Origin of the sequence: Pseudomonas sp. 3JA (genome assembly GCF_036961705.1) — a bacterium.
Lineage (GTDB): Bacteria > Pseudomonadota > Gammaproteobacteria > Pseudomonadales > Pseudomonadaceae > Aquipseudomonas > Aquipseudomonas fluorescens_Q.
In genome coordinates this window covers 217,717-235,409 of sequence record NZ_JBAMDJ010000001.1, presented here as the reverse complement: position 1 = coordinate 235,409, position 17,693 = coordinate 217,717, and the positions used below count along the sequence as shown (strand labels likewise).

The 17,693-nt window shown below is 62.9% G+C and carries 18 protein-coding genes; 11 read left to right on the top strand and 7 right to left on the bottom strand.

Annotated features, from left to right (window positions below):
- Window positions 1-158: 158 nt before the first annotated feature.
- Window positions 159-1,190 (top strand): Ldh family oxidoreductase, encoded by a 1,032-nt coding sequence (locus tag V7773_RS01045; protein ID WP_336071774.1) that lies wholly within the window; start codon window positions 159-161, stop codon window positions 1,188-1,190.
- 100 nt (window positions 1,191-1,290) lie between these two features.
- Complete coding sequence (locus tag V7773_RS01040; protein WP_336071772.1) at window positions 1,291-2,004, top strand: GntR family transcriptional regulator; 714 nt, start codon at window positions 1,291-1,293, stop codon at window positions 2,002-2,004.
- Window positions 2,005-2,187: 183 nt separating this feature from the next.
- Here the strand turns inward: V7773_RS01040 and V7773_RS01035 are convergent, their stop codons facing one another.
- The 3 genes from V7773_RS01035 to V7773_RS01025 form a co-directional block, all read right to left on the bottom strand.
- Window positions 2,188-3,138 (bottom strand): PDR/VanB family oxidoreductase, encoded by a 951-nt coding sequence (locus V7773_RS01035; protein WP_336071771.1) that lies wholly within the window; start codon window positions 3,136-3,138, stop codon window positions 2,188-2,190.
- A complete protein-coding gene (locus V7773_RS01030) occupies window positions 3,135-4,220 on the bottom strand; it encodes an aromatic ring-hydroxylating dioxygenase subunit alpha (RefSeq protein ID WP_336071769.1) in 1,086 nt (361 codons plus the stop codon). Before V7773_RS01030 ends, V7773_RS01035 begins: the two co-directional genes overlap by 4 nt.
- A gap of 138 nt (window positions 4,221-4,358) precedes the next feature.
- Window positions 4,359-5,264: a LysR substrate-binding domain-containing protein gene (locus V7773_RS01025; protein WP_336071767.1), complete on the bottom strand. Its 906-nt coding sequence runs from the start codon at window positions 5,262-5,264 to the stop codon at window positions 4,359-4,361.
- Between the two features lie 157 nt (window positions 5,265-5,421).
- Between V7773_RS01025 and V7773_RS01020 the strand changes: the two genes are divergently transcribed.
- The 8 genes from V7773_RS01020 (at window position 5,422) to V7773_RS00985 (ending at window position 11,677) form a co-directional block, all read left to right on the top strand.
- The gene (locus V7773_RS01020) at window positions 5,422-6,546 is read left to right on the top strand and encodes an NAD(P)/FAD-dependent oxidoreductase (RefSeq protein WP_086936577.1); all 1,125 of its coding nucleotides are present in this window, start codon (window positions 5,422-5,424) and stop codon (window positions 6,544-6,546) included.
- Window positions 6,536-6,865, top strand: a complete 330-nt coding sequence (locus tag V7773_RS01015; protein ID WP_336071763.1) for a (2Fe-2S)-binding protein — start codon at window positions 6,536-6,538, stop codon at window positions 6,863-6,865. The genes V7773_RS01020 and V7773_RS01015 overlap by 11 nt, the downstream gene beginning before the upstream one ends.
- Entirely contained in the window at window positions 6,858-8,231 is a 1,374-nt protein-coding gene (locus V7773_RS01010; RefSeq protein ID WP_336071761.1) for an FAD/NAD(P)-dependent oxidoreductase, read from the top strand. The genes V7773_RS01015 and V7773_RS01010 overlap by 8 nt, the downstream gene beginning before the upstream one ends.
- Entirely contained in the window at window positions 8,228-8,578 is a 351-nt protein-coding gene (locus V7773_RS01005; protein ID WP_063321186.1) for a RidA family protein, read from the top strand. Before V7773_RS01010 ends, V7773_RS01005 begins: the two co-directional genes overlap by 4 nt.
- Window positions 8,579-8,722: 144 nt before the next feature.
- Window positions 8,723-9,505 (top strand): ABC transporter substrate-binding protein, encoded by a 783-nt coding sequence (locus tag V7773_RS01000; protein WP_063321187.1) that lies wholly within the window; start codon window positions 8,723-8,725, stop codon window positions 9,503-9,505.
- 69 nt (window positions 9,506-9,574) lie between these two features.
- Window positions 9,575-10,000 (top strand): GlcG/HbpS family heme-binding protein, encoded by a 426-nt coding sequence (locus V7773_RS00995; RefSeq protein ID WP_336071758.1) that lies wholly within the window; start codon window positions 9,575-9,577, stop codon window positions 9,998-10,000.
- Between the two features lie 183 nt (window positions 10,001-10,183).
- Complete coding sequence (locus V7773_RS00990) at window positions 10,184-11,020, top strand: AraC family transcriptional regulator (protein ID WP_092143204.1); 837 nt, start codon at window positions 10,184-10,186, stop codon at window positions 11,018-11,020.
- A gap of 54 nt (window positions 11,021-11,074) precedes the next feature.
- Entirely contained in the window at window positions 11,075-11,677 is a 603-nt protein-coding gene (locus V7773_RS00985; protein WP_336071755.1) for a LysE family translocator, read from the top strand.
- Between the two features lie 186 nt (window positions 11,678-11,863).
- Here V7773_RS00985 and aldA read toward each other — a convergent pair whose 3' ends face one another.
- Genes aldA through V7773_RS00965 form a run of 4 tightly spaced genes read right to left on the bottom strand, consistent with a single transcriptional unit; the run spans window position 11,864 to window position 16,618 of the window.
- Window positions 11,864-13,297, bottom strand: a complete 1,434-nt coding sequence (gene aldA, locus V7773_RS00980; RefSeq protein ID WP_336071753.1) for an aldehyde dehydrogenase — start codon at window positions 13,295-13,297, stop codon at window positions 11,864-11,866.
- A gap of 11 nt (window positions 13,298-13,308) precedes the next feature.
- Window positions 13,309-14,109, bottom strand: a complete 801-nt coding sequence (locus V7773_RS00975) for an HpcH/HpaI aldolase/citrate lyase family protein (RefSeq protein WP_336071751.1) — start codon at window positions 14,107-14,109, stop codon at window positions 13,309-13,311.
- The gene (gene rhmD, locus V7773_RS00970; protein ID WP_063321193.1) at window positions 14,106-15,305 is read right to left on the bottom strand and encodes an L-rhamnonate dehydratase; all 1,200 of its coding nucleotides are present in this window, start codon (window positions 15,303-15,305) and stop codon (window positions 14,106-14,108) included. The genes V7773_RS00975 and rhmD overlap by 4 nt, the downstream gene beginning before the upstream one ends.
- Window positions 15,306-15,322: 17 nt before the next feature.
- The gene (locus tag V7773_RS00965) at window positions 15,323-16,618 is read right to left on the bottom strand and encodes an MFS transporter (protein ID WP_336071748.1); all 1,296 of its coding nucleotides are present in this window, start codon (window positions 16,616-16,618) and stop codon (window positions 15,323-15,325) included.
- A gap of 126 nt (window positions 16,619-16,744) precedes the next feature.
- Between V7773_RS00965 and V7773_RS00960 the strand changes: the two genes are divergently transcribed.
- Window positions 16,745-17,689: a LysR family transcriptional regulator gene (locus tag V7773_RS00960; protein WP_063321195.1), complete on the top strand. Its 945-nt coding sequence runs from the start codon at window positions 16,745-16,747 to the stop codon at window positions 17,687-17,689.
- Window positions 17,690-17,693 lie beyond the last annotated feature (4 nt).

Genomic DNA, 17,693 nt, shown 5'->3' with positions numbered 1-17,693 from the left:
CCAAGGTGGTACATAGTTACCGCATGCTGGTTTTCGACCTGCCACGCCGGGCAGATGCCGTGGACAAGGATTGACAGTGCGCGTCTGAACCGGTGTTTAATCACCCGGCGGGTCCCTTTACGCTGTTGCTACCTCCAACAATCATTCTGGAGCTTCAGATGTCTGTGCCATCCGATCATGCCGCTTCTTGCACCTTGTCTTTCGATGCTCTGGTGAGCTTGCTGGAGAACATTTTCCTGCGTCATGGCACGTCGACCGAAGTCGCTCGGTGCCTGGCTGAAAACTGCGCCGGCGCCGAGCGCGACGGCGCCCACAGCCATGGGGTGTTTCGCATTCCCGGTTATGTCTCGACACTCGACAGCGGGTGGGTCAACGGCAAGGCCGTGCCGATGGTCGAGGACGTCGCTTCAGGGTTTGTCGCGGTGGACGCCTGCAACGGGTTTGCCCAGCCCGCCCTGGCCGCGGCGCGTCCATTGCTGGTGGCGAAGGCCCGCAGTGCCGGTATCGCCGTCCTGGCCATTCGCAACTCCCATCACTTTGCCGCCCTCTGGCCGGATGTCGAGCCGTTCGCTTATGAAGGCCTGGTGGCGTTGAGTGTGGTCAACAGCATGACGTGTGTGGTGCCCCATGGCGCGGACCGCCCATTGTTCGGCACCAACCCCATTGCCTTCGCCGCACCACGGGCTGACGGTGAGCCGATTGTCTTCGACCTCGCCACCAGCGCCATTGCCCACGGCGACGTACAGATTGCTGCACGCAAGGGCGAGTTGTTGCCACCAGGAATGGGCGTGGACAGCCTCGGCCAGCCGACCCGCGACCCCAAGGCGATTCTCGAAGGTGGAGCGCTCTTGCCTTTTGGCGGGCACAAGGGCTCGGCGCTGTCGATGATGGTCGAGTTGCTGGCGGCAGCCCTGACTGGCGGCAATTTTTCCTTCGAGTTCGACTGGCACAACCATCCGGGCGCCAAGACCCCGTGGACCGGTCAGTTGTTGATCGTGATCGACCCGAGCAAGACCGCCGGGCAAAACTTCGCCGAGCGCAGCCAGGAACTGGTCAGGCAGATGCATGGTGTCGGGTTGCGGCGCTTGCCGGGAGACCGTCGCCATCGCGAACGCAGCAAATCCAATGAGCATGGGATTAGCTTGGACGAACAGACCCTGGCGCAGTTGCGCGAGTTGGCAGGGATTTGAACAATCCGCTGTGGCGGCCAGCCTGGCTGCCACTGCCTTGCCGTGACACGCTGCGCCAAGCCTTCTACTATGACGGCTTCTTTTTTGTGGAATCGCCTGGATGAGTAAGCCCGGCCAAACGGTGCTGGTTGCGCTGCGCAAGATGATCGCCTCGGGCGAGTTGGCCGCTGGCGAGCGTCTGATGGAAATACCCACGGCCGAGTTGTTCGGCGTATCGCGCATGCCGGTGCGCATGGCGTTCCGCACCCTGGAGCAGGAAGGGTTGCTGGTGCGCTTCGGCGGACGAGGTTTCCAGGTGCGTTCGGTCAGTGCCGAACAGATCGCCGGGGCCGTGGAGGTGCGTGGCGTACTGGAGGGCCTGGCAGCACGGCAGACGGCCGAGCACGGTTTATCTGAAGAGGCCCGTACGATACTCGAGCAATGCCTGGCACAGGGCGATGAACTGTTCGCCAAGGGTTATGTGACCGAGGACGACCTGGAGGTCTATCACGACCTCAACATGCGCTTTCACCAGGTGATCGTCGAAGGCAGCCACAACCCGGCGATTGCCGATGCCCTGGCCCGCAACGATCATCTGCCATTCGCCTCAGTCACCGCCCTGGCGGTGGATCGCCAGAACATGGCCGGCGAATTTCGCCGCTTCAACTATGCCCATATGCAACACCATTCGGTGTTCGACGCCTTGATCAACCGCCAGAGCGGCCGCGCCGAGGCAATCATGCGCGAGCATGCCAACGCGACCCTGCGCTACGCCGAAGTGTTCGGCTCGACGCTGGCTGACGAGCGGATGACGGTGATTCTGCGTTCGGAGTGAACGGCCCGTATTTGTGTAGCCAGCACGCATCCCCCTGTGGCGAGGGAGCTTGCTCCCGCTGGCCTGCGAAGCAGGCCCTATATCGTTCAGGTAAATCGCATTGTCTGGTTTGCGAGTGCTGCGCAGCCGAGCGGGAGCAAGCTCCCTCGCCACGGGATTTGGGTGCCTGTTTTCCGGTGGTTGTCAGAGATCCAGCACCAGCACCGGGGTTTTCGACCTGGAGCAGCACGGCGTGAACTGGTCGTTGCAGGCCTGTTCAGCCTCAGTCAGGAACATGTCCCGATGCTCTGGTACCCCTTCCAGTACGCGGGTCAGGCAAGTGCCGCAGACCCCTTGTTCGCACGAGATCGGGATCTCGATGCCATGGCGCTCCAGCGCCTGCACCACACTGCAGTCCGCCGGCACGTCGAACACTTGGCCGCTGCGGGCCAGCTTGACCGAAAAACTGCCATCGGCACGGGTGTCGGTAGGGGCGGCGGCAAAGTATTCGCGGTGCAGGCAGGCTTCCTGCCAGTCCTGGCTTTTGGCGGTGTCGAGGACGTGTTGCATGAACCCGCCGGGGCCGCAGACGTAGAGGTGCACATCGTCACTCGGCGCGGCCAGCACTCTGGCGGCGTCCAGCAGGGTTTCCGGTTCTTCATCGAAATGCAGGAAGACCCGGTCGGCATAAGGCGCCTGGCGCAGGCGCTCGACAAAGGCCGCGCGGTCCCGGGCGCGGGCGCAGTAATGCAGCTCGAACGCGGCACCGCTCTGGGCCAGATGCTCGGCCATGCACAGGATCGGCGTAATGCCGATGCCGCCGGCAAATAACAGGCTGCGCCGGGCTTGCGGGGCGAGAGCGAACAGATTACGCGGCTCGCTGATGTGCAAACGCATGCCTGGCTGGATCAACTCATGCAGGCTGCGCGAACCACCGCGGGACGCCGGATCCTTGAGCACGCCGATGAGGTAGCGGTGCCGCTCCTGGGGATGGTTGCACAGCGAGTACTGGCGGATCAGGCCGCCGGGCAAGTGCACATCGATATGGGCGCCGGCGGTGAAGGCCGGCAGCGGCTCGCCATCGACACGCGTCAATTCGTAGCTGCAGATATCGAGGGCTTCGTTGTGTCGCGCCGCGACCTGGACTTCGATCATGGCCGTTGCTCCACCCGTTGTGGTTGATGGCTGCTGGCGATCAACCCGGCCTGTGCTTCCCGTTCCCGTGCGATCCAGCGCTCCAGCACCCGGCGGGACTGTACGCCGCCTGCGTCGATGTTGAGTTTGAGCAAGTTGCGTTGCGGATGGTCCAGCAGGTTGCGCTGTTGGCGTTCGAGCATTTCCAGGTCTTCGCTGAAAATCTTGCCTTGGCCTTCGCGAATGGACGCGGTGAGGGCTTCATCCTGCGGCTGGAAGTGCCGGGCCATGCCCCAGAAGTACCAGATCGACGTCTCGGTTTCCGGCGTAATGAAATCCACCACGATGCTTGACGCCTTGAATTGCGGCGCGGCGTGATAACCGCCGTTGCCGGCATGGGCCACGCCGACTTCGATCAGCACATGGCTGGGCGGGGTGAAACGGCAGATCTGCCAGCGATCCACCGGCACGTCATCGGCCAGATTGTTGCCGCGCAAGGCCATGCGCCAGAACGGCGGGGCCATGATGTTTTCCATGTGCCGGGCGGTGACCACTTCATCGCCATCGACCGTGGTCACTGGCGGCGCCTCGTCGATTTCCTTCTGGCCGATGCTCGAGGCGTGGACGTAGGTTTCGTGGGTCAGGTCCATCAGGTTGTCGATCATCAGGCGATAGTCGCACTGGATATGGAACAGGCCGCCACCGTAGGCCCATTCATCGCTTTCAGCCCATTCCAGATGATGGATCAGCGCCGGGTCGGCCTGCGCCTGGTCTCCGGGCCAGACCCAGATGAACCCATGCCGTTCCTGTACTGCAAAAGTCTTGTTGCAAGGGAAGCCTCGCACCCGTTGCCCCGGCATCTCGACGGTCTTGCCGTCGCAGCCCATCACCAAGCCGTGATAGCCGCACACCAGGTTGCCGTTTTCGACATAACCCAAGGAGAGCGGGGCGCCGCGATGGGGGCAGAAGTCTTCCACCGCCGCGACCTTGCCTTCATGCCCCCGGTAAAAAACCATCTTCTCACCACAGATCTGGCGACCCAGGGGCTTGTCGGCGATTTCATCGGGGGTGCAGGCAACGTACCAGGCATTTTTGGGGTACATGAGGGATCTCCAGGCGGATGTTGTTCTTGTCTGTGGATCCATTAACTCTCTTAACTAATTTCGTTGTCAACGGTATTGCGGCGTAAATGACCAATTTATCTTATCAGTGGATCCATTAGTGGGCGATTGGCGGTCACATCAGAACCGATAGGCCGCCGGCACCTGCGCTTCGATGAACCGCTGCATGTGCTCCAGAAAGCTGGCTTGCAGCTTGGAAACCGGCCCCTGAACGGGCAGGAGCATGCTGAAGTCCATTTCTATCGCCGGTTCGAAGGCACGGAAGACGATGCCCTGGCCGCGGTACTCGACGGCGCTGATGGCATCCACCAACGCCACGCCGAGGCCCTGTTCGACGAACGCGCACATGGGCAGCGAGAGCTGGGTTTCCAGGCGTAGTTCGCGGTCTACGCCATGGGCGGCGAAGATCGCATCGATATGCTGGCGTGAGGCAATCGACTGCGGGTAGGAAATGAACGCTTCGCCCTGCAAGTCTTCCGGGCGGATCGTCGCCTGGTCCTGTAAGCGATGGCCGGCGGGCAGGGCGCAGAGCATGCGCGTGGCCAGCAATTTTTCGGCGCGAGGGCTGGGATACGTGTTGGGCAGCACGATCAGGCCCAGGTCGCAGCGCTGGCCCACCACCAGGTCCACGACTTCCCGGGACGAATGCACCACCAGCGATATCTGCACTTGATCGTGTTCGGCCATGAACGCAGCAATCGCCCGGGGCACGAATGACAACCCCATGGCCGGTGCGCAGGCAATGTGCAGTGAACCGCGCTTGAGCGTGCGGATGTCCTGGGCGGTACGCGCAATGCGTTCCACCCCCAACAACGAACGCTGCACTTCCTGGTACAGGGTCATGGCCTCGGCGGTGGGTTGCAGTCGCCCCTTGACCCGGTCGAACAGGCTGAAGCCGATGTCCTCTTCCAGGCTGGCGATCAGTCGGGTCGCCGCCGGCTGCGAGATGTGCAGCATTTCGGCAGCCCGCGTCACTGTCTGGCCCAGGATCACTGCGCGAAAGGCTTCCAACTGACGGAGATTCATAGCTCGGATCCACCCATAACAAAAAGACATGAGGTTGCCAAAATAAAGCATTTTTCAAGGCGCTGTCATCGCCCTAGGATCGACCGAAAGCACTTGAACAAGCCATGGGCCGGCGTCTGATTGAATCAGTGGCGCCGAAAACAGCGATCAGAAAACCATGTCAAAAACTGATGTCATTGTCGTAGGGGGTGGCCTGGTGGGTATGTCCATCGCCTATGGACTGGCCTTGCTCGGGCGCCAGGTGAGCGTGCTCGACGAGGGCGATGACGCTATTCGCGCCGCCCGGGGCAACTTTGGTTTGCTCTGGGTGCAGGGCAAGGGCTACCGCATGAGCCCGTATGCCCGGTGGACGCGGGAATCGGTGGCGCTCTGGCCTCGATTCGCCGCGGCGTTGCAAGCCGATACCGGCATCGATGTCCATCTACGCCAACAGGGTGGCTTCCAGTTGTGCCTGAGCGACGCGGAAATGGCCGAGGAAAGTCATCGGCTGGCTTGGCTGCGTGACGCCTTTGCTGGCGACTACCCCTTTGAACTGCTGGACGCCGCGCAACTGCGCGCCCGCTTGCCCGGCGTTGGGCCTGATGTCGTGGGCGGCTGTTTCTCGCCCATGGACGGCCACGTCAACCCGCTCAAGCTGCTGCGCTCGCTCTATGCCGCCTGCCAGGTTCGCGGGGTCAAGCTCATCAACGGCCATCACGTCGAGGCCATCGACGCGGGCACCACGGGCTTCGAACTGCGGGCAGGGGAGCAGCGCTGGGCTGCCCGCCAGGTGGTGCTGGCCGCTGGCCTCGGTAATCGGGCGTTGGGCGCCAGGGTAGGGTTGGACGTGCCGGTGCAGCCGAACCGTGGGCAGATTCTGGTCACCGAGCGGCTTGAGCCTTTTCTGCAGTACCCCACTACCTATGTCCGCCAGACCGACGAGGGCACGCTGCAACTGGGTGATTCCCACGAGTCAACGGGCTTCGATGACGGCACCGGCAGCCAGGTCATGGCGGCTATTGCCCGGCGCGCGGTGCAGTGTTTTCCGCGGCTGGGCCAGGTACGAGTGGTGCGGGCCTGGGGGGCGCTGCGGGTGATGAGTGCCGATGGCTTTCCGATATACGAAATGCCCCAAGGCTGTCCGGGGCTGTCGATTATCAGTTGCCACAGCGGCGTGACGCTGGCTGCCGCCCATGCCTTGCGCTTGGTGCCCTGGATCGCCGGGGAATTCGATGAGCCGGCGGTGAAGCCATTCGGGTTGCAGCGTTTCAACCTGCAAGCAGAGGTGCGTCATGTCGGCTGACAGTCTGTTCCGGCCGCTGGCCTCGGGAGATCACACCGTGCAGATCGAATTTGAAGGCAGACCGCTCACAGTGTCCGCCGAGGTATCCCTGGCGGCGGCGCTGCTGGCCTGTGGCATTCGCCACACCCGCGAAAGCGCGATCAACGGTCGCCCCGGCGCCCCTTATTGCATGATGGGCGTGTGCTTCGAATGCCTGGTGGAAGTGGACGGACAAGCCAATGTCCAGGCTTGCCTGGTGCCGGTGAGTTCCGGCATGCGCGTGCGGCGCCAACGCGGAGCCGCGTGCCTGGCACCGTGGCAGGAGGGCGGCGATGAGTAATGCAATCATCGACCTGATCATCATCGGCGCTGGTCCGGCGGGAATGAGCGCTGCGCTCGAAGCCAGGGCCCACGGCCTGTCGGTTGTCGTGCTGGACGAGCAGGCCAGCCCAGGCGGACAGATATATCGCCAGGTGCTCCAGGCTGACGCTCGCCGCCGCGCCGTGTTGGGTGACGACTACGTGGCCGGGGCAAAATTGGCCGCCGACTTTCTGCAATGCGGTGCCCGCTATCTGCCCAACGCAGCCATCTGGCAGGTGACGCCGCAGCGTCAGGTGCACTACCTGTTCGAGGGGCGTGCCGAAGTCTTGCAAGGGCGCCATCTGTTGATTGCCACGGGGGCCTTCGAACGGCCGATGCCGATTCCTGGCTGGACCCTGCCGGGCGTCATGACCGCCGGGGCCGGGCAGATTCTGCTCAAGAGCGCTGCCATGGTGCCGGCCACGCCAGTGGTGCTGGCCGGGTGTGGTCCATTGCTCTACTTGCTGGCGGTGCAATACCTGCGTGCAGGCGTCGCGCTTGAGGCCCTGGTGGATACCAGCCATCGGAGCGATCTGCTGCGTGCCTGGCGGGAAGTTCCCGGTGCATTGCGCGGCTGGCGTGATCTGCTCAAAGGACTGAAGCTGCTGACGGAGCTCAAGCGTGCCGGCGTCCGGCATTTTCGCGGCGCGCGCAACCTGCAGGTTGAAGGCACGGATCGGGCCTGCGCCTTGAGTTTCGACAGTCAAGGCCGCTCGCAGCGCATTCGCGCCGATTTGGTTCTGCTGCATCAAGGCGTGGTGCCCAACACCCAGGTCAGTTGGTCATTGCGCCTGGAGCACGACTGGAACGAACAGCAACTGTGCTGGATTACGCGTCGCAATCAATGGGGTGAAAGCAGCGCGCCGGGCATTTTTATCGCCGGTGACGGTGGTGCCATCGGCGGTGCCCAGGTGGCGCAATTGGAGGGGCGCCTGGCCGCATTGACAATCGCCGGCCAGCCGACGCGCGCGCGCGCCCTGCAGCAGCTGTTACGCCGCGCCCGCGCCGCACGGCCGCTGCTCGATACCCTGTATCGCCCCCGGCCCCAGAATCGCATCCCCGCTGATGACGTCACGGTATGCCGCTGCGAAGAGGTCAGCGCTGGCGACATTCGCCGTTACGTCGACCTGGGTTGCCTGGGCCCCAACCAGACCAAGGCCTTCGGCCGTTGCGGCATGGGCCCGTGCCAGGGGCGCCAATGCGGTCTGAGCGTCACTGAAATCATTGCCGAACGCCGCCACGTCGCACCCGCCGAGGTGGGCTATTACCGCATCCGTTCACCCCTCAAACCCATCACGCTCGCCCAATTGGCCAGTGAGCGTCTTTCCCTCGAGGAACCTTCATGAGTATTCAACGCATCGAAAGCAACCCACGCCTGAGCCGTAGCGTCGTGCACAACAGCGTGGCCTGGCTCAGCGGTGTCGTGGCCGCCGATTGCAGCCAGGACATCGAGGGCCAGACCCGCCAGGTGCTGCAGCGGATCGATGAGCTGCTGGCCGCGTCGGGCAGCGACAAGCACAGGCTGCTCAATGTGCAGATCTGGATGAAAGACATGGGCCGGGATTTCGCTGCGATGAACGCGTTGTGGAGCGAGTGGCTCAATGCCACGCAGGCGCCAGCGCGGGCCACGGCCCAGGTGGCATTCGACGACCCGGAGATTTTGCTGGAGCTGATTGTCACGGCGGCGGTCTGAGGCCGTCGGTCGGATCACCGTTGTGCTGTCACCGGGCAGGCGACCACCAGAGCCACCGCCCGGGCTTGTTCACATTGCTGCTGCCATAACGGGCGACTTCTGCGCAGTGCCCGAAATCAATAACATCGCACCTGGAGCAAATGAATGAACGTTAAACGCATCGCCTTGAAACTGGGTCTCGTCTCGCTGCTGGCTTTCGGCACGAGCCTGCAAGCAGCCGAATCATCGTTGCGCATCGGTATTGAGGCGGCTTATCCACCATTCGCCTCAAAAACTCCGGACAACGCCATCGTCGGTTTCGACTACGACATCGGCCAGGCACTTTGCGCCGAGATGAAGGTCCGTTGTGTCTGGCAGGAACAGGAATTCGACGGTTTGATTCCAGCGCTCAAGGTGAAGAAGGTCGACGCGGTGATTTCCTCCATGTCCATCACCCCCGAGCGATTGAAGTCGGTGGACTTCACTGATCGCTATTACCGAATCCCGGCGCGCCTGGTGTTTCGCAAGGGCAGCGGCATCAACGATATTCCGGCACAACTCAACGGCAAGCGGATCGGCGTGCAGCGGGCCACCAACTTCGATCGCTATGTCACCGATCACTTTGCCCCGGCGGGCGCCGAGGTAGTGCGCTATGGTTCGCAGAACGAAATATTCCTCGACTTGCTGGGCGGGCGCCTGGACGCGACCATGGCCAGTTCGGTGGTGATCGACGAGAGCCTGCTCAAGCGTCCCGAGGGCAATGATTTCGAATTTGTCGGGCCCAATTTCACCGAGGAACAATACTTCGGCACCGGCATCGGCATTGCGGTACGCAAGAACGATACGCTGGCGGGCCGCTTCAATCAGGCACTGGCGACCATTCGCGCCAACGGCACTTACGAGCGGATTCGCCAGAAGTACTTTGACTTCGATATCTACGGCGAATGAGATTCGAGGCTGGTTTTTGGCCCGCAGGCTATATCTGCGGGCTTCCTGTTACACAGCACGGAGTGATCCATGAAAACCAAAGCGGCACTCACTGAACAAGACGTTGCCATGTTGCTGGTAGCGGCCAAAGATCTAGCGCACCAGCGGGAATGGGCGGTGTCGATCTGCGTGGTAGACGACGGAGGCCACCCGTTGGGGCTGCTGCGCCTGGACGATGCCTCGCCGTTGTCGTCCTATATCGCTACCGAAAAAGCCCGCACAGCCGCCATGGGGCGGCGTGATAGCAAAGTTTTCGAAGACATGATCAATGGTGGTCGTTACGCGTTTCTCAGCGCTCCGCACCTGCAGGGCATGCTTGAAGGTGGGGTGAGCATTCATCATGACGGCCAGTGCATCGGTGCCATCGGGGTTTCTGGGGTCAAGGCTGAGCAGGATGCTGAATTGGCTCGTTTGGCGGTGGAGACGGCGTTGCCGGTGATTACTCCGGATTCCTGAGATGGCTATCAACCTGTGGGAGCGAGCTTGCTCGCGATAGCGGTGGGTCGGTTACAGACGCATCTACAGACCGAACACCATCGTGAGCAGACCCGAACGCCACAAGGTTTGCACAAATCTTCCAGACACTCTCCTCATCAGCCGTTAATCTGCCAAGAGCACATTCACCAAGCGGGACAGGGCATGACAGCGCGCAACTGGATCGATCTCAAGCAGGACGCCACGTCCGGTATCGAGACCGTGCGCGCGCATTTCGAGGGGCATGCCTATGATCCCCACTGGCATGACACCTATCTGGTGGGCGTGACCGAGCAGGGCGTGCAGCAGTTTCATTGCCGCCGCCAGCAGCACAACAGTACGCCGGGCAAAGTGTTCCTGCTCGAGCCCGGCGAGCTGCATGACGGCAATGCCCCCCACGACCACGGGTTTACCTACCGCACGTTGTACCTGGAGCCTCAATGGCTGGAGCGCGAATTGCGTTCCTTGTTCGACGTGGCGCCGGACAACGCCCAGTTGGGGTTTGCCGCCACCCTGACGGACGATGCGCGGCTGGCGAGTGCCACGGCCATGGCCTTCCAGAGCCTGCACGAGCAGGAGATCCGCATCGTGCGCCAGACGGCCCTCGATACGCTGTTGGCCAACCTGACCCAACACCTGCACTGGCGGGCGCGGATCAACCCGGATCCACGGCTGCCATTGGTGGCGCAGCAGGCCCGGGATTATCTGCACAGTCACCTGAGCGAAGACATCGGGCTGGATGACTTGGCGCAGGTCACCGGCGTGGATCGTTTCCGCCTGACCCGTGCGTTCAAGGCGGCATTCGGCCTGGCGCCCCATGCTTATCTGATCCAGTTGCGCCTGGCCCGCGCCCGGCGCCTGCTGGCGCGTGGCGAGAGTGCCGTGGCGGTGGCGGCCATGCTCGGTTTTGCCGATCAAAGTCACTTGGGCCGCTGGTTCCAGCGCGCCTATCGCCTGAGCCCGGCGGACTACCGCAAGCGCTGCTCAATTGTTCCAGACTGACCATGGCTTCATGGGGATGATCAAGCGATCGATCATTCACCGAGAAGTTGCTCCATGGACCAGTTACTGCCGTTTGCCTTGTTCGCCTTTGTCGCCTCCATCACCCCGGGCCCGACCAATATCCTGGTGCTGAGCCATAGCTCGCGTTTCGGCCTGGCCACCACCTTGCCGATCATCCTCGGCGCGTGCGCGGCGGCAGCCTTGTTGGTGCTCCTGGTCGGCACCGGATTGGGGGATGTGCTGGCGCGTCATGCCACGATTCAAACATTGCTCTCATGGGCCGGCATTGCCTGGTTGAGCTGGATGGCCTGGCAGATTTTCAGCGCGCCGGCCCAGGCCATTGACCCGGACCGGCCCGCCGAAGGCCCGCGACTGGGCCTGGCGGGAGCGGCGGGGTTGCAGTTGGTGAATCCCAAGACCTGGATGATGGCGCTGGCGGTGGTCAGCGTGTTTGCCGGCGCCGAGGCTGACCGTACCGTGCGGGTGCTCTGGCTGTCCCTGGCGTTTTTCGTGATTTCCATCCCGTGCATGACCGCGTGGGCTTATCTGGGCCTCGGCGCTGCCCGGTTCTGTCGTTCCGCGGTAGCCATGAGCCGGTTCAATCGGGCCATGGCGGTGCTGTTGCTGGCGTCGGCGTGGTTGACCTTGGTGGTCTGAGGGATCGGAAAGAACCATTGTGGCGAGGGAGCTTGCTCCCGTTGGGGCGCGAAGCGGCCCTGAAACCTGGCGACGCGGTGAATCAGGTTGATTGAGCGGGCCTTGAGCGGGGGCTGCTTCGCAGCCCAGCGGGAGCAAGCTCCCTCGCCACAATGGGTATCCCGGCCCATCTGGCTCTATCACCGGTCAGCTTTGCAAGTACACCGCATGGGTATGGGTGTATTCATACAAGCCATGCTTGCCATCAGCCCCGCCCACCCCGGACTTGCGTACCCCGGCATGGAACCCCTGCATGGCTTCGAAATTTTCGCGGTTGACGTAGGTTTCGCCAAAGTCCAGGCCTCGAATGGCGTGCATGGCGCGACCCAGGTCTCGGGTGTAGATCGAAGAGGTCAGGCCATAGTCGCAGTCGTTGGCCAGGGCGATCGCTTCGTCCAGGTCGTCGATGATCTGGATGGGCAGTACCGGACCGAAAATTTCCTCGCGCATGATCTGCATCGAGGCGTTACAACCGGCCAGCACGGTGGGTTGGAAGTGGAAACCGTCGGGGCGGTCTGCCACGCGACCTCCGCTGATCAGGCTGGCACCTTGCTGCAGGGCGGTTCTCACTTTGCGCTCGACGCTGTCCAGGCCATGGCGGTTGATCAAGGGGCCCATCTCGATATCGGGCTCGGCCAGCGGGTCGCCGTAACGGGTGGCGGACATGGCCGCGCTGATGCGTTCGATGAACTGATCGGCGACCTTGCGCTCCACGTAGACTCGCTCGGCACAGTTGCAGACCTGACCGGTGTTGATGATCCGTGAGTCGCGAATCGCCTTGACCGCCAACGCCAGGTCAGCGTCCGCCAGCACAATGGCCGGGGCCTTGCCGCCCAGTTCCAGGTTGAGCTTGGTAATGTTCGGCGCCGACGCCGTCATGATCCGCGAGCCGGTATCAACGCTGCCGGTAAAGCTGATCATGTCCACGCCTTTGTGACCACTCAAGGTCGCGCCCACCTGGCCGTCGCCACACACAACGTTGAACACGCCGGGCGGCAAGTCGGTTTCGGCCACCAACCGGGCGAATTCGAAGCAGTTGTTCGGGGTTTCTTCGCTGGGCTTGATGACAATGGTGTTGCCAGTCAGCAGGGCCGGGGCCATTTTGCGAGCGATCAGGAAAAACGGAAAATTCCACGGCAGGATGCCGGCTACCACACCCAGGGGCTTGCGGAACAGGAAGATGTTTTCCCCGGGGCGGTCGCTGGTGATGATTTCGCCTTCGATGCGCCGGGCCCACTCGGCCATGTAGTCGAGGTAGTCAGCGGTGAAGTTCACCTCCACTGCGGCCAGGGCGCTGGTCTTGCCTTGTTCCAGGGTGATGGTGCGCGCCAGGTGCGCAACGTTCTCCCGCAGTTTGCCGGCGATGCGTCGCAGGTAACCGGCGCGTTTGATGGCCGGTTCGGCCGACCAGGCTTTCTGCGCGGCGCGGGCGGCAGCCAAGGCCTGATCGACATCGGCGGCGGTGGAGGCCGGGCCCCGGGACAGCAATGCACCGGTGGCCGGGTTGTACACGTCCAGGTGTGCTTCGCTGTGGGTGAACTGGCCGTTGATGAAGTTCTGGAACACAGGAACGGATGACATGGCAGGCTCCTTCAGTAAGTGCGCGACGGCGCTTGGACGGTGGCAGGTTCGCGATAGCGGGCGAGGGTGGCCTGGGCGCTCTGGCGCAGCAGGCTGATGTCGATGGCCACCGCAATGAACTGGCAGCCCCAAGCCTGATAACGACGCGCATCGGCTTCATTGGGCGCCAGGATGCCGCAGGCCTTGCCCGTCGCGAGGGTGGCGTCGACCGCGTGCCGGATGCGCTCCTGTACCTCGGGATGTCCCGGGTTGCCTGCATGGCCGAGTCCGATGGACAGGTCGGCGGGGCCGATGAACACCGCGTCCACGCCCTCGACGGCAGCGATGGCTTCGACGTTTTCCACGCCCGTGCGCGATTCCACCTGGACGATCAGGCACAGTTCTTCATGGGCGGTGGTGAGGTAGTTCGCCACACCGTCCCAACGAGTGGCGCGGGTCAGGCCGCCGCCCACGCCACGAATGCCATGGGGCGGATAACGCATGGCGCGTACCAGGGCCTGGGCCTGTTCGGCGGTTTCGACCATGGGAATCATCAGGGTCTGGGCGCCGACATCCAGCAACTGCTTGATCAGGTTGGCGTCGCCAGTCACCGCCCGCACCACCGGCGCGGTGGCATAGGGCGCCACGGCCTGGAGCTGGCCGAGTATGCTGGGTACGGTGTTGGGCGCGTGTTCGCCATCGATCAGCATCCAGTCGTAACCGGTGCCGGCGATGATCTCGGCGGCATAGCCGGTGGCGAAACCGGCCCAGATACCGAACTGGGTTTGTGTTGAGGTGAGCGCGGCCTTGAAGGCGTTGCGGGGCATGTTCATGGCGTGCTCCTTTCGCGGTGATAAGGTCGGTGCAACTGGCAATCCGGATTGAGCGTCACGCCGAAGCCAGGCTGGTCAAGGACCGACAGGCGCATGCGGCCTTCCACCGGCACCGGTTCACCCAGCAGTTGCGGGTGGAACATCGGCACCACTTCGTCGGCCTGGGGCGCCATCATCAGGAACTCGGCGAATGGGCTGTTATGCCGGGTGGCGACGAAGTGATAGCTGTAGACCGAGGAGCCGTGGGGGATTACCAGCGCGTTGTGGGCGTCGGCCAGGGCCGAGATCTTCACCAGTTCGGTGAGACCGCCGCACCAGCCAACGTCCGGCTGGATGATGTCGCAGCAACCCATTTCCAGCAGCATGCGAAAGCCCCAACGGGTGGCCTCATGCTCACCGGTGGTCACCAGCATGCCCTTGGGTACGTTGTTGCGCAGCGCGGCGTATCCCCAGTAGTCGTCGGGCGGCAACGCCTCTTCGATCCACTTCAAACCGTGCTCGTGGGCGCCGACCGCGAGTTTGGTGGCGTAGTTGAGGTCCAGGCTCATCCAGCAATCGAGCATCAGCCAGAAATCGGGGCCGACCCGCTCGCGCATGGTTGCCAGGGCTTCGAGATTCTTGCGCAAGCCTTCCTCGCCTTCGGCCGGGCCGTGATGCAAAGGCATCTTGCCGCCGATGAAGCCCATTTTCTGCGCCAGGTCCGGCCGCGCGCCGGTGGCATAGAACTGCAATTCGTCACGCACCGCGCCGCCGAGCAATTGATGCACCGGCTCCTGGCGGATCTTGCCGAGCAAGTCCCAGAGCGCCAGGTCCACGCCGGAAATCGTGTTGATCACCAGGCCCTTGCGGCCGTAGTAGAGCGTCGACTGGTACATCTGGTCCCAGATCTTCTCGATGTCGGTCACCCGGGCGCCTTCGACGAATCGTGCCAGGTGCTTTTCAACGATGTAGGCCGCGGGCTCGCCACCGGTGGTCACGGCGAACCCGACGGTGCCATCGCTGGCTTCGATTTCCACCACCAGGGTGCCGAGCACATTGATGCCGAAACTGCGGCGGCTCTGGCGGTAGTCCGGGTACTTGCTCATGGGCGTGGCGATGTGATCGTCGATCCAGTGGCCGTCGGCCTGGTCGTGATAGTCCGCGCCGCCGCCTCGAAGCACGAAGGCGCGAACGTGTTTGATTGTGGGAATACCCATATGTGCAGCTCCTTGAGTTAAACAGTAGCGGGCGTCTTCGAAGCGCGTTGGCCGGGCGAGTGGATACCCAGCACCAGCAACGCGGCGATAACGGTGGTAACGGAGAGCAGGTAGAGGCCTGCGGCGGGAGAGTGGAAGGCGCCTTCGGCCCAATTCTTCAGCACCGGGGCGATAAAGCCGCCGAGGGCGCCAAAGGAGTTGATCAACGCGATGCCCGCTGCTGCCGCGCTGCCGGCCAGGTAGCTGGATGGAAAGGTCCAGAACACCGGCTGCACGGCGATGAAGCCGGAAGCGGCGAAGCACAGGGCGATGATTCCCAGCAATGGGCTGGAAACGCTCACCGAGCAGGCGATTCCGGCGGCCGCCATCAGCAGGGTCAACGCGGCGGTACGGCGGCGCTGGCCGGTGCGGTCGCTGTAACCGGGAATCAGGTAGGCCGCGCACAGCGCGCAGATCCATGGAATGGCCGTGACCAGCCCCACCATCAGCCCGACCTTGCTGCCCAACAGACCGCCGACCTGGGTCGGCAGGTAAAACACCACGCCATAGACGCTGGCCTGGATCAGCAGATAAATCAGGCACAGGTACAACACCGAAGGTTGGCACAGCACGCTGAGCAGGCTGCGGCCGTGGGATTGTTTGTGCTGGTCCTCGGCATCGAGCAGCGCCTGGACCTGCCGGCGTTCCTCGACCGTCAGCCATTTGGCATCGGCGGGGCGGTTGTCCAGGTACCAATAGGCCCAGATGCCCACAGCCGAGGCCATCAGGCCTTCAACGGCGAACAACCACTGCCAGCCGTGAACACCGGCAAAACCGTCCAGCTCCAACAGCAGGCCTGACAGCGGGCTGCCAAAGATGAACGCCAGCGGCGCGCCGAAGTAGAAGAAGCCCATGGCCTTGCCCCGGGCCGCCGAGGGGAACCAATAGGTGAGGTAGAGGATGACACCGGGAAAGAACCCGGCTTCGGCCACGCCCAGCAAGAAGCGCAGCACGTAGAAACTGGTCTCGTTGTGGGCAAAGACCATGGCCGCCGACACCAGGCCCCAGGTGACCATGATCCGGCACATCCACAACCGCGCACCGACGCGGTGCAGGATCAGGTTGCTGGGCACTTCCAGCAGTGCGTAACCGGCGAAGAACACGCCCGCCCCAAACGCGAATGCGGCGTCGCCGATACCGGTGTCGGCCTGGAAGGCCTGTTTGGCGAAGCCAACGTTGGCCCGGTCGAGAAAAGCCATGATGTACATCAGTAGCAGGAAGGGCAGCAGGCGCCAGGAAATCTTGGCCAGTACAGACACAGGAAGAGTCTTCATCGCGGGAGTCCTTTAGCAGGTATTTGTTCTTATGGGCTGGACTGTACGGCGGGCGATTGATGCGTTACAAATCGAATTTCGCTAACAACCGATACCTTGAAGGTATCGGTAATCAGGGGCCTATCAATGACTCATCCTGTATTGTCGCGCAGTCTGTTCAACCGCCTGCGCTACAAACACTTGCACATGCTGGTGGCCTTGAGCGCCAGCCAGAACCTGCACCGGGCATCCCAGAGCCTGAACATGTCGCAACCGGCGGCCACCCGGATGCTGCACGAGATCGAGGACATGTTCGGTTGCGACCTGTTCGAGCGCCTACCCCGGGGTATGCGCCCGACCGCCCTGGGCCAGGAACTGATCCGCTTCGCCGAGTTAGCCCTCAGCGGCCTGGATCGCTGCGCCGAAGATCTGCTGGCGCGCCAACAGGGCGGTTATGGTTACCTGTCCATCGGCACCATCATGGGAGCGGCGCCGGACTTGGTCATGGATTCCATCGCGCGGATCAAGGCGCTCAATCCGCAGCTGCGAATCCGCATCATGGGGGATACCAGCGACCAGGTGATCCAGTTGCTGGAGCAAGGTCGCATCGACCTGGCCATCGCCCGACGCAACGCTGCCACCGACAGCGAGCACTACGACTTCGAACAACTGGGCAATGAACGACTGCTGGTGGTAGTCCACGCCGGCCATCCCTTGGCACGGCGCAAAAAGCTGGCCCTGGCCGAACTGGTCAGCGACTGGCCATGGATCCTGCAACCGGAAACCAGCCCGGCGCGCATCGGCCTCGATCAGGCGCTGCAACGCCTGGCGTTGCCAATGCCAGCGGACATCATCGAGTGCAGCTCGGTGTATTCCATGCAGCAGCTGATCCAGCTGACCGACGCGATCATGGTGCTCTCGGAAACGGCGTTGCGCGATTACCTGAAAATGGGCCTGGTGGTGGCGCTGCCAGTGGCACTGGACGTACAACTGGCGCCGTTTGGCATGTTGCGGCGCAAGGGTGAGCCGGTGAACCGGGAACTGGGACTGTTCATTGACCTGCTACGCACCCAGGCCGCGGCGCGAAGGTAGCACC

Coding starts and splice junctions, on each gene's coding strand:
- V7773_RS01045 (WP_336071774.1), top strand. CDS start 159: ATGTCTGTGCCATCCGATCATGCCGCTTCTTGCACCTTGTCTTTCGAT.
- V7773_RS01040 (WP_336071772.1), top strand. CDS start 1,291: ATGAGTAAGCCCGGCCAAACGGTGCTGGTTGCGCTGCGCAAGATGATC.
- V7773_RS01035 (WP_336071771.1), bottom strand. CDS start 3,138: ATGATCGAAGTCCAGGTCGCGGCGCGACACAACGAAGCCCTCGATATC.
- V7773_RS01030 (WP_336071769.1), bottom strand. CDS start 4,220: ATGTACCCCAAAAATGCCTGGTACGTTGCCTGCACCCCCGATGAAATC.
- V7773_RS01025 (WP_336071767.1), bottom strand. CDS start 5,264: ATGAATCTCCGTCAGTTGGAAGCCTTTCGCGCAGTGATCCTGGGCCAG.
- V7773_RS01020 (WP_086936577.1), top strand. CDS start 5,422: ATGTCAAAAACTGATGTCATTGTCGTAGGGGGTGGCCTGGTGGGTATG.
- V7773_RS01015 (WP_336071763.1), top strand. CDS start 6,536: ATGTCGGCTGACAGTCTGTTCCGGCCGCTGGCCTCGGGAGATCACACC.
- V7773_RS01010 (WP_336071761.1), top strand. CDS start 6,858: ATGAGTAATGCAATCATCGACCTGATCATCATCGGCGCTGGTCCGGCG.
- V7773_RS01005 (WP_063321186.1), top strand. CDS start 8,228: ATGAGTATTCAACGCATCGAAAGCAACCCACGCCTGAGCCGTAGCGTC.
- V7773_RS01000 (WP_063321187.1), top strand. CDS start 8,723: ATGAACGTTAAACGCATCGCCTTGAAACTGGGTCTCGTCTCGCTGCTG.
- V7773_RS00995 (WP_336071758.1), top strand. CDS start 9,575: ATGAAAACCAAAGCGGCACTCACTGAACAAGACGTTGCCATGTTGCTG.
- V7773_RS00990 (WP_092143204.1), top strand. CDS start 10,184: ATGACAGCGCGCAACTGGATCGATCTCAAGCAGGACGCCACGTCCGGT.
- V7773_RS00985 (WP_336071755.1), top strand. CDS start 11,075: ATGGACCAGTTACTGCCGTTTGCCTTGTTCGCCTTTGTCGCCTCCATC.
- aldA (WP_336071753.1), bottom strand. CDS start 13,297: ATGTCATCCGTTCCTGTGTTCCAGAACTTCATCAACGGCCAGTTCACC.
- V7773_RS00975 (WP_336071751.1), bottom strand. CDS start 14,109: ATGAACATGCCCCGCAACGCCTTCAAGGCCGCGCTCACCTCAACACAA.
- rhmD (WP_063321193.1), bottom strand. CDS start 15,305: ATGGGTATTCCCACAATCAAACACGTTCGCGCCTTCGTGCTTCGAGGC.
- V7773_RS00965 (WP_336071748.1), bottom strand. CDS start 16,618: ATGAAGACTCTTCCTGTGTCTGTACTGGCCAAGATTTCCTGGCGCCTG.
- V7773_RS00960 (WP_063321195.1), top strand. CDS start 16,745: ATGACTCATCCTGTATTGTCGCGCAGTCTGTTCAACCGCCTGCGCTAC.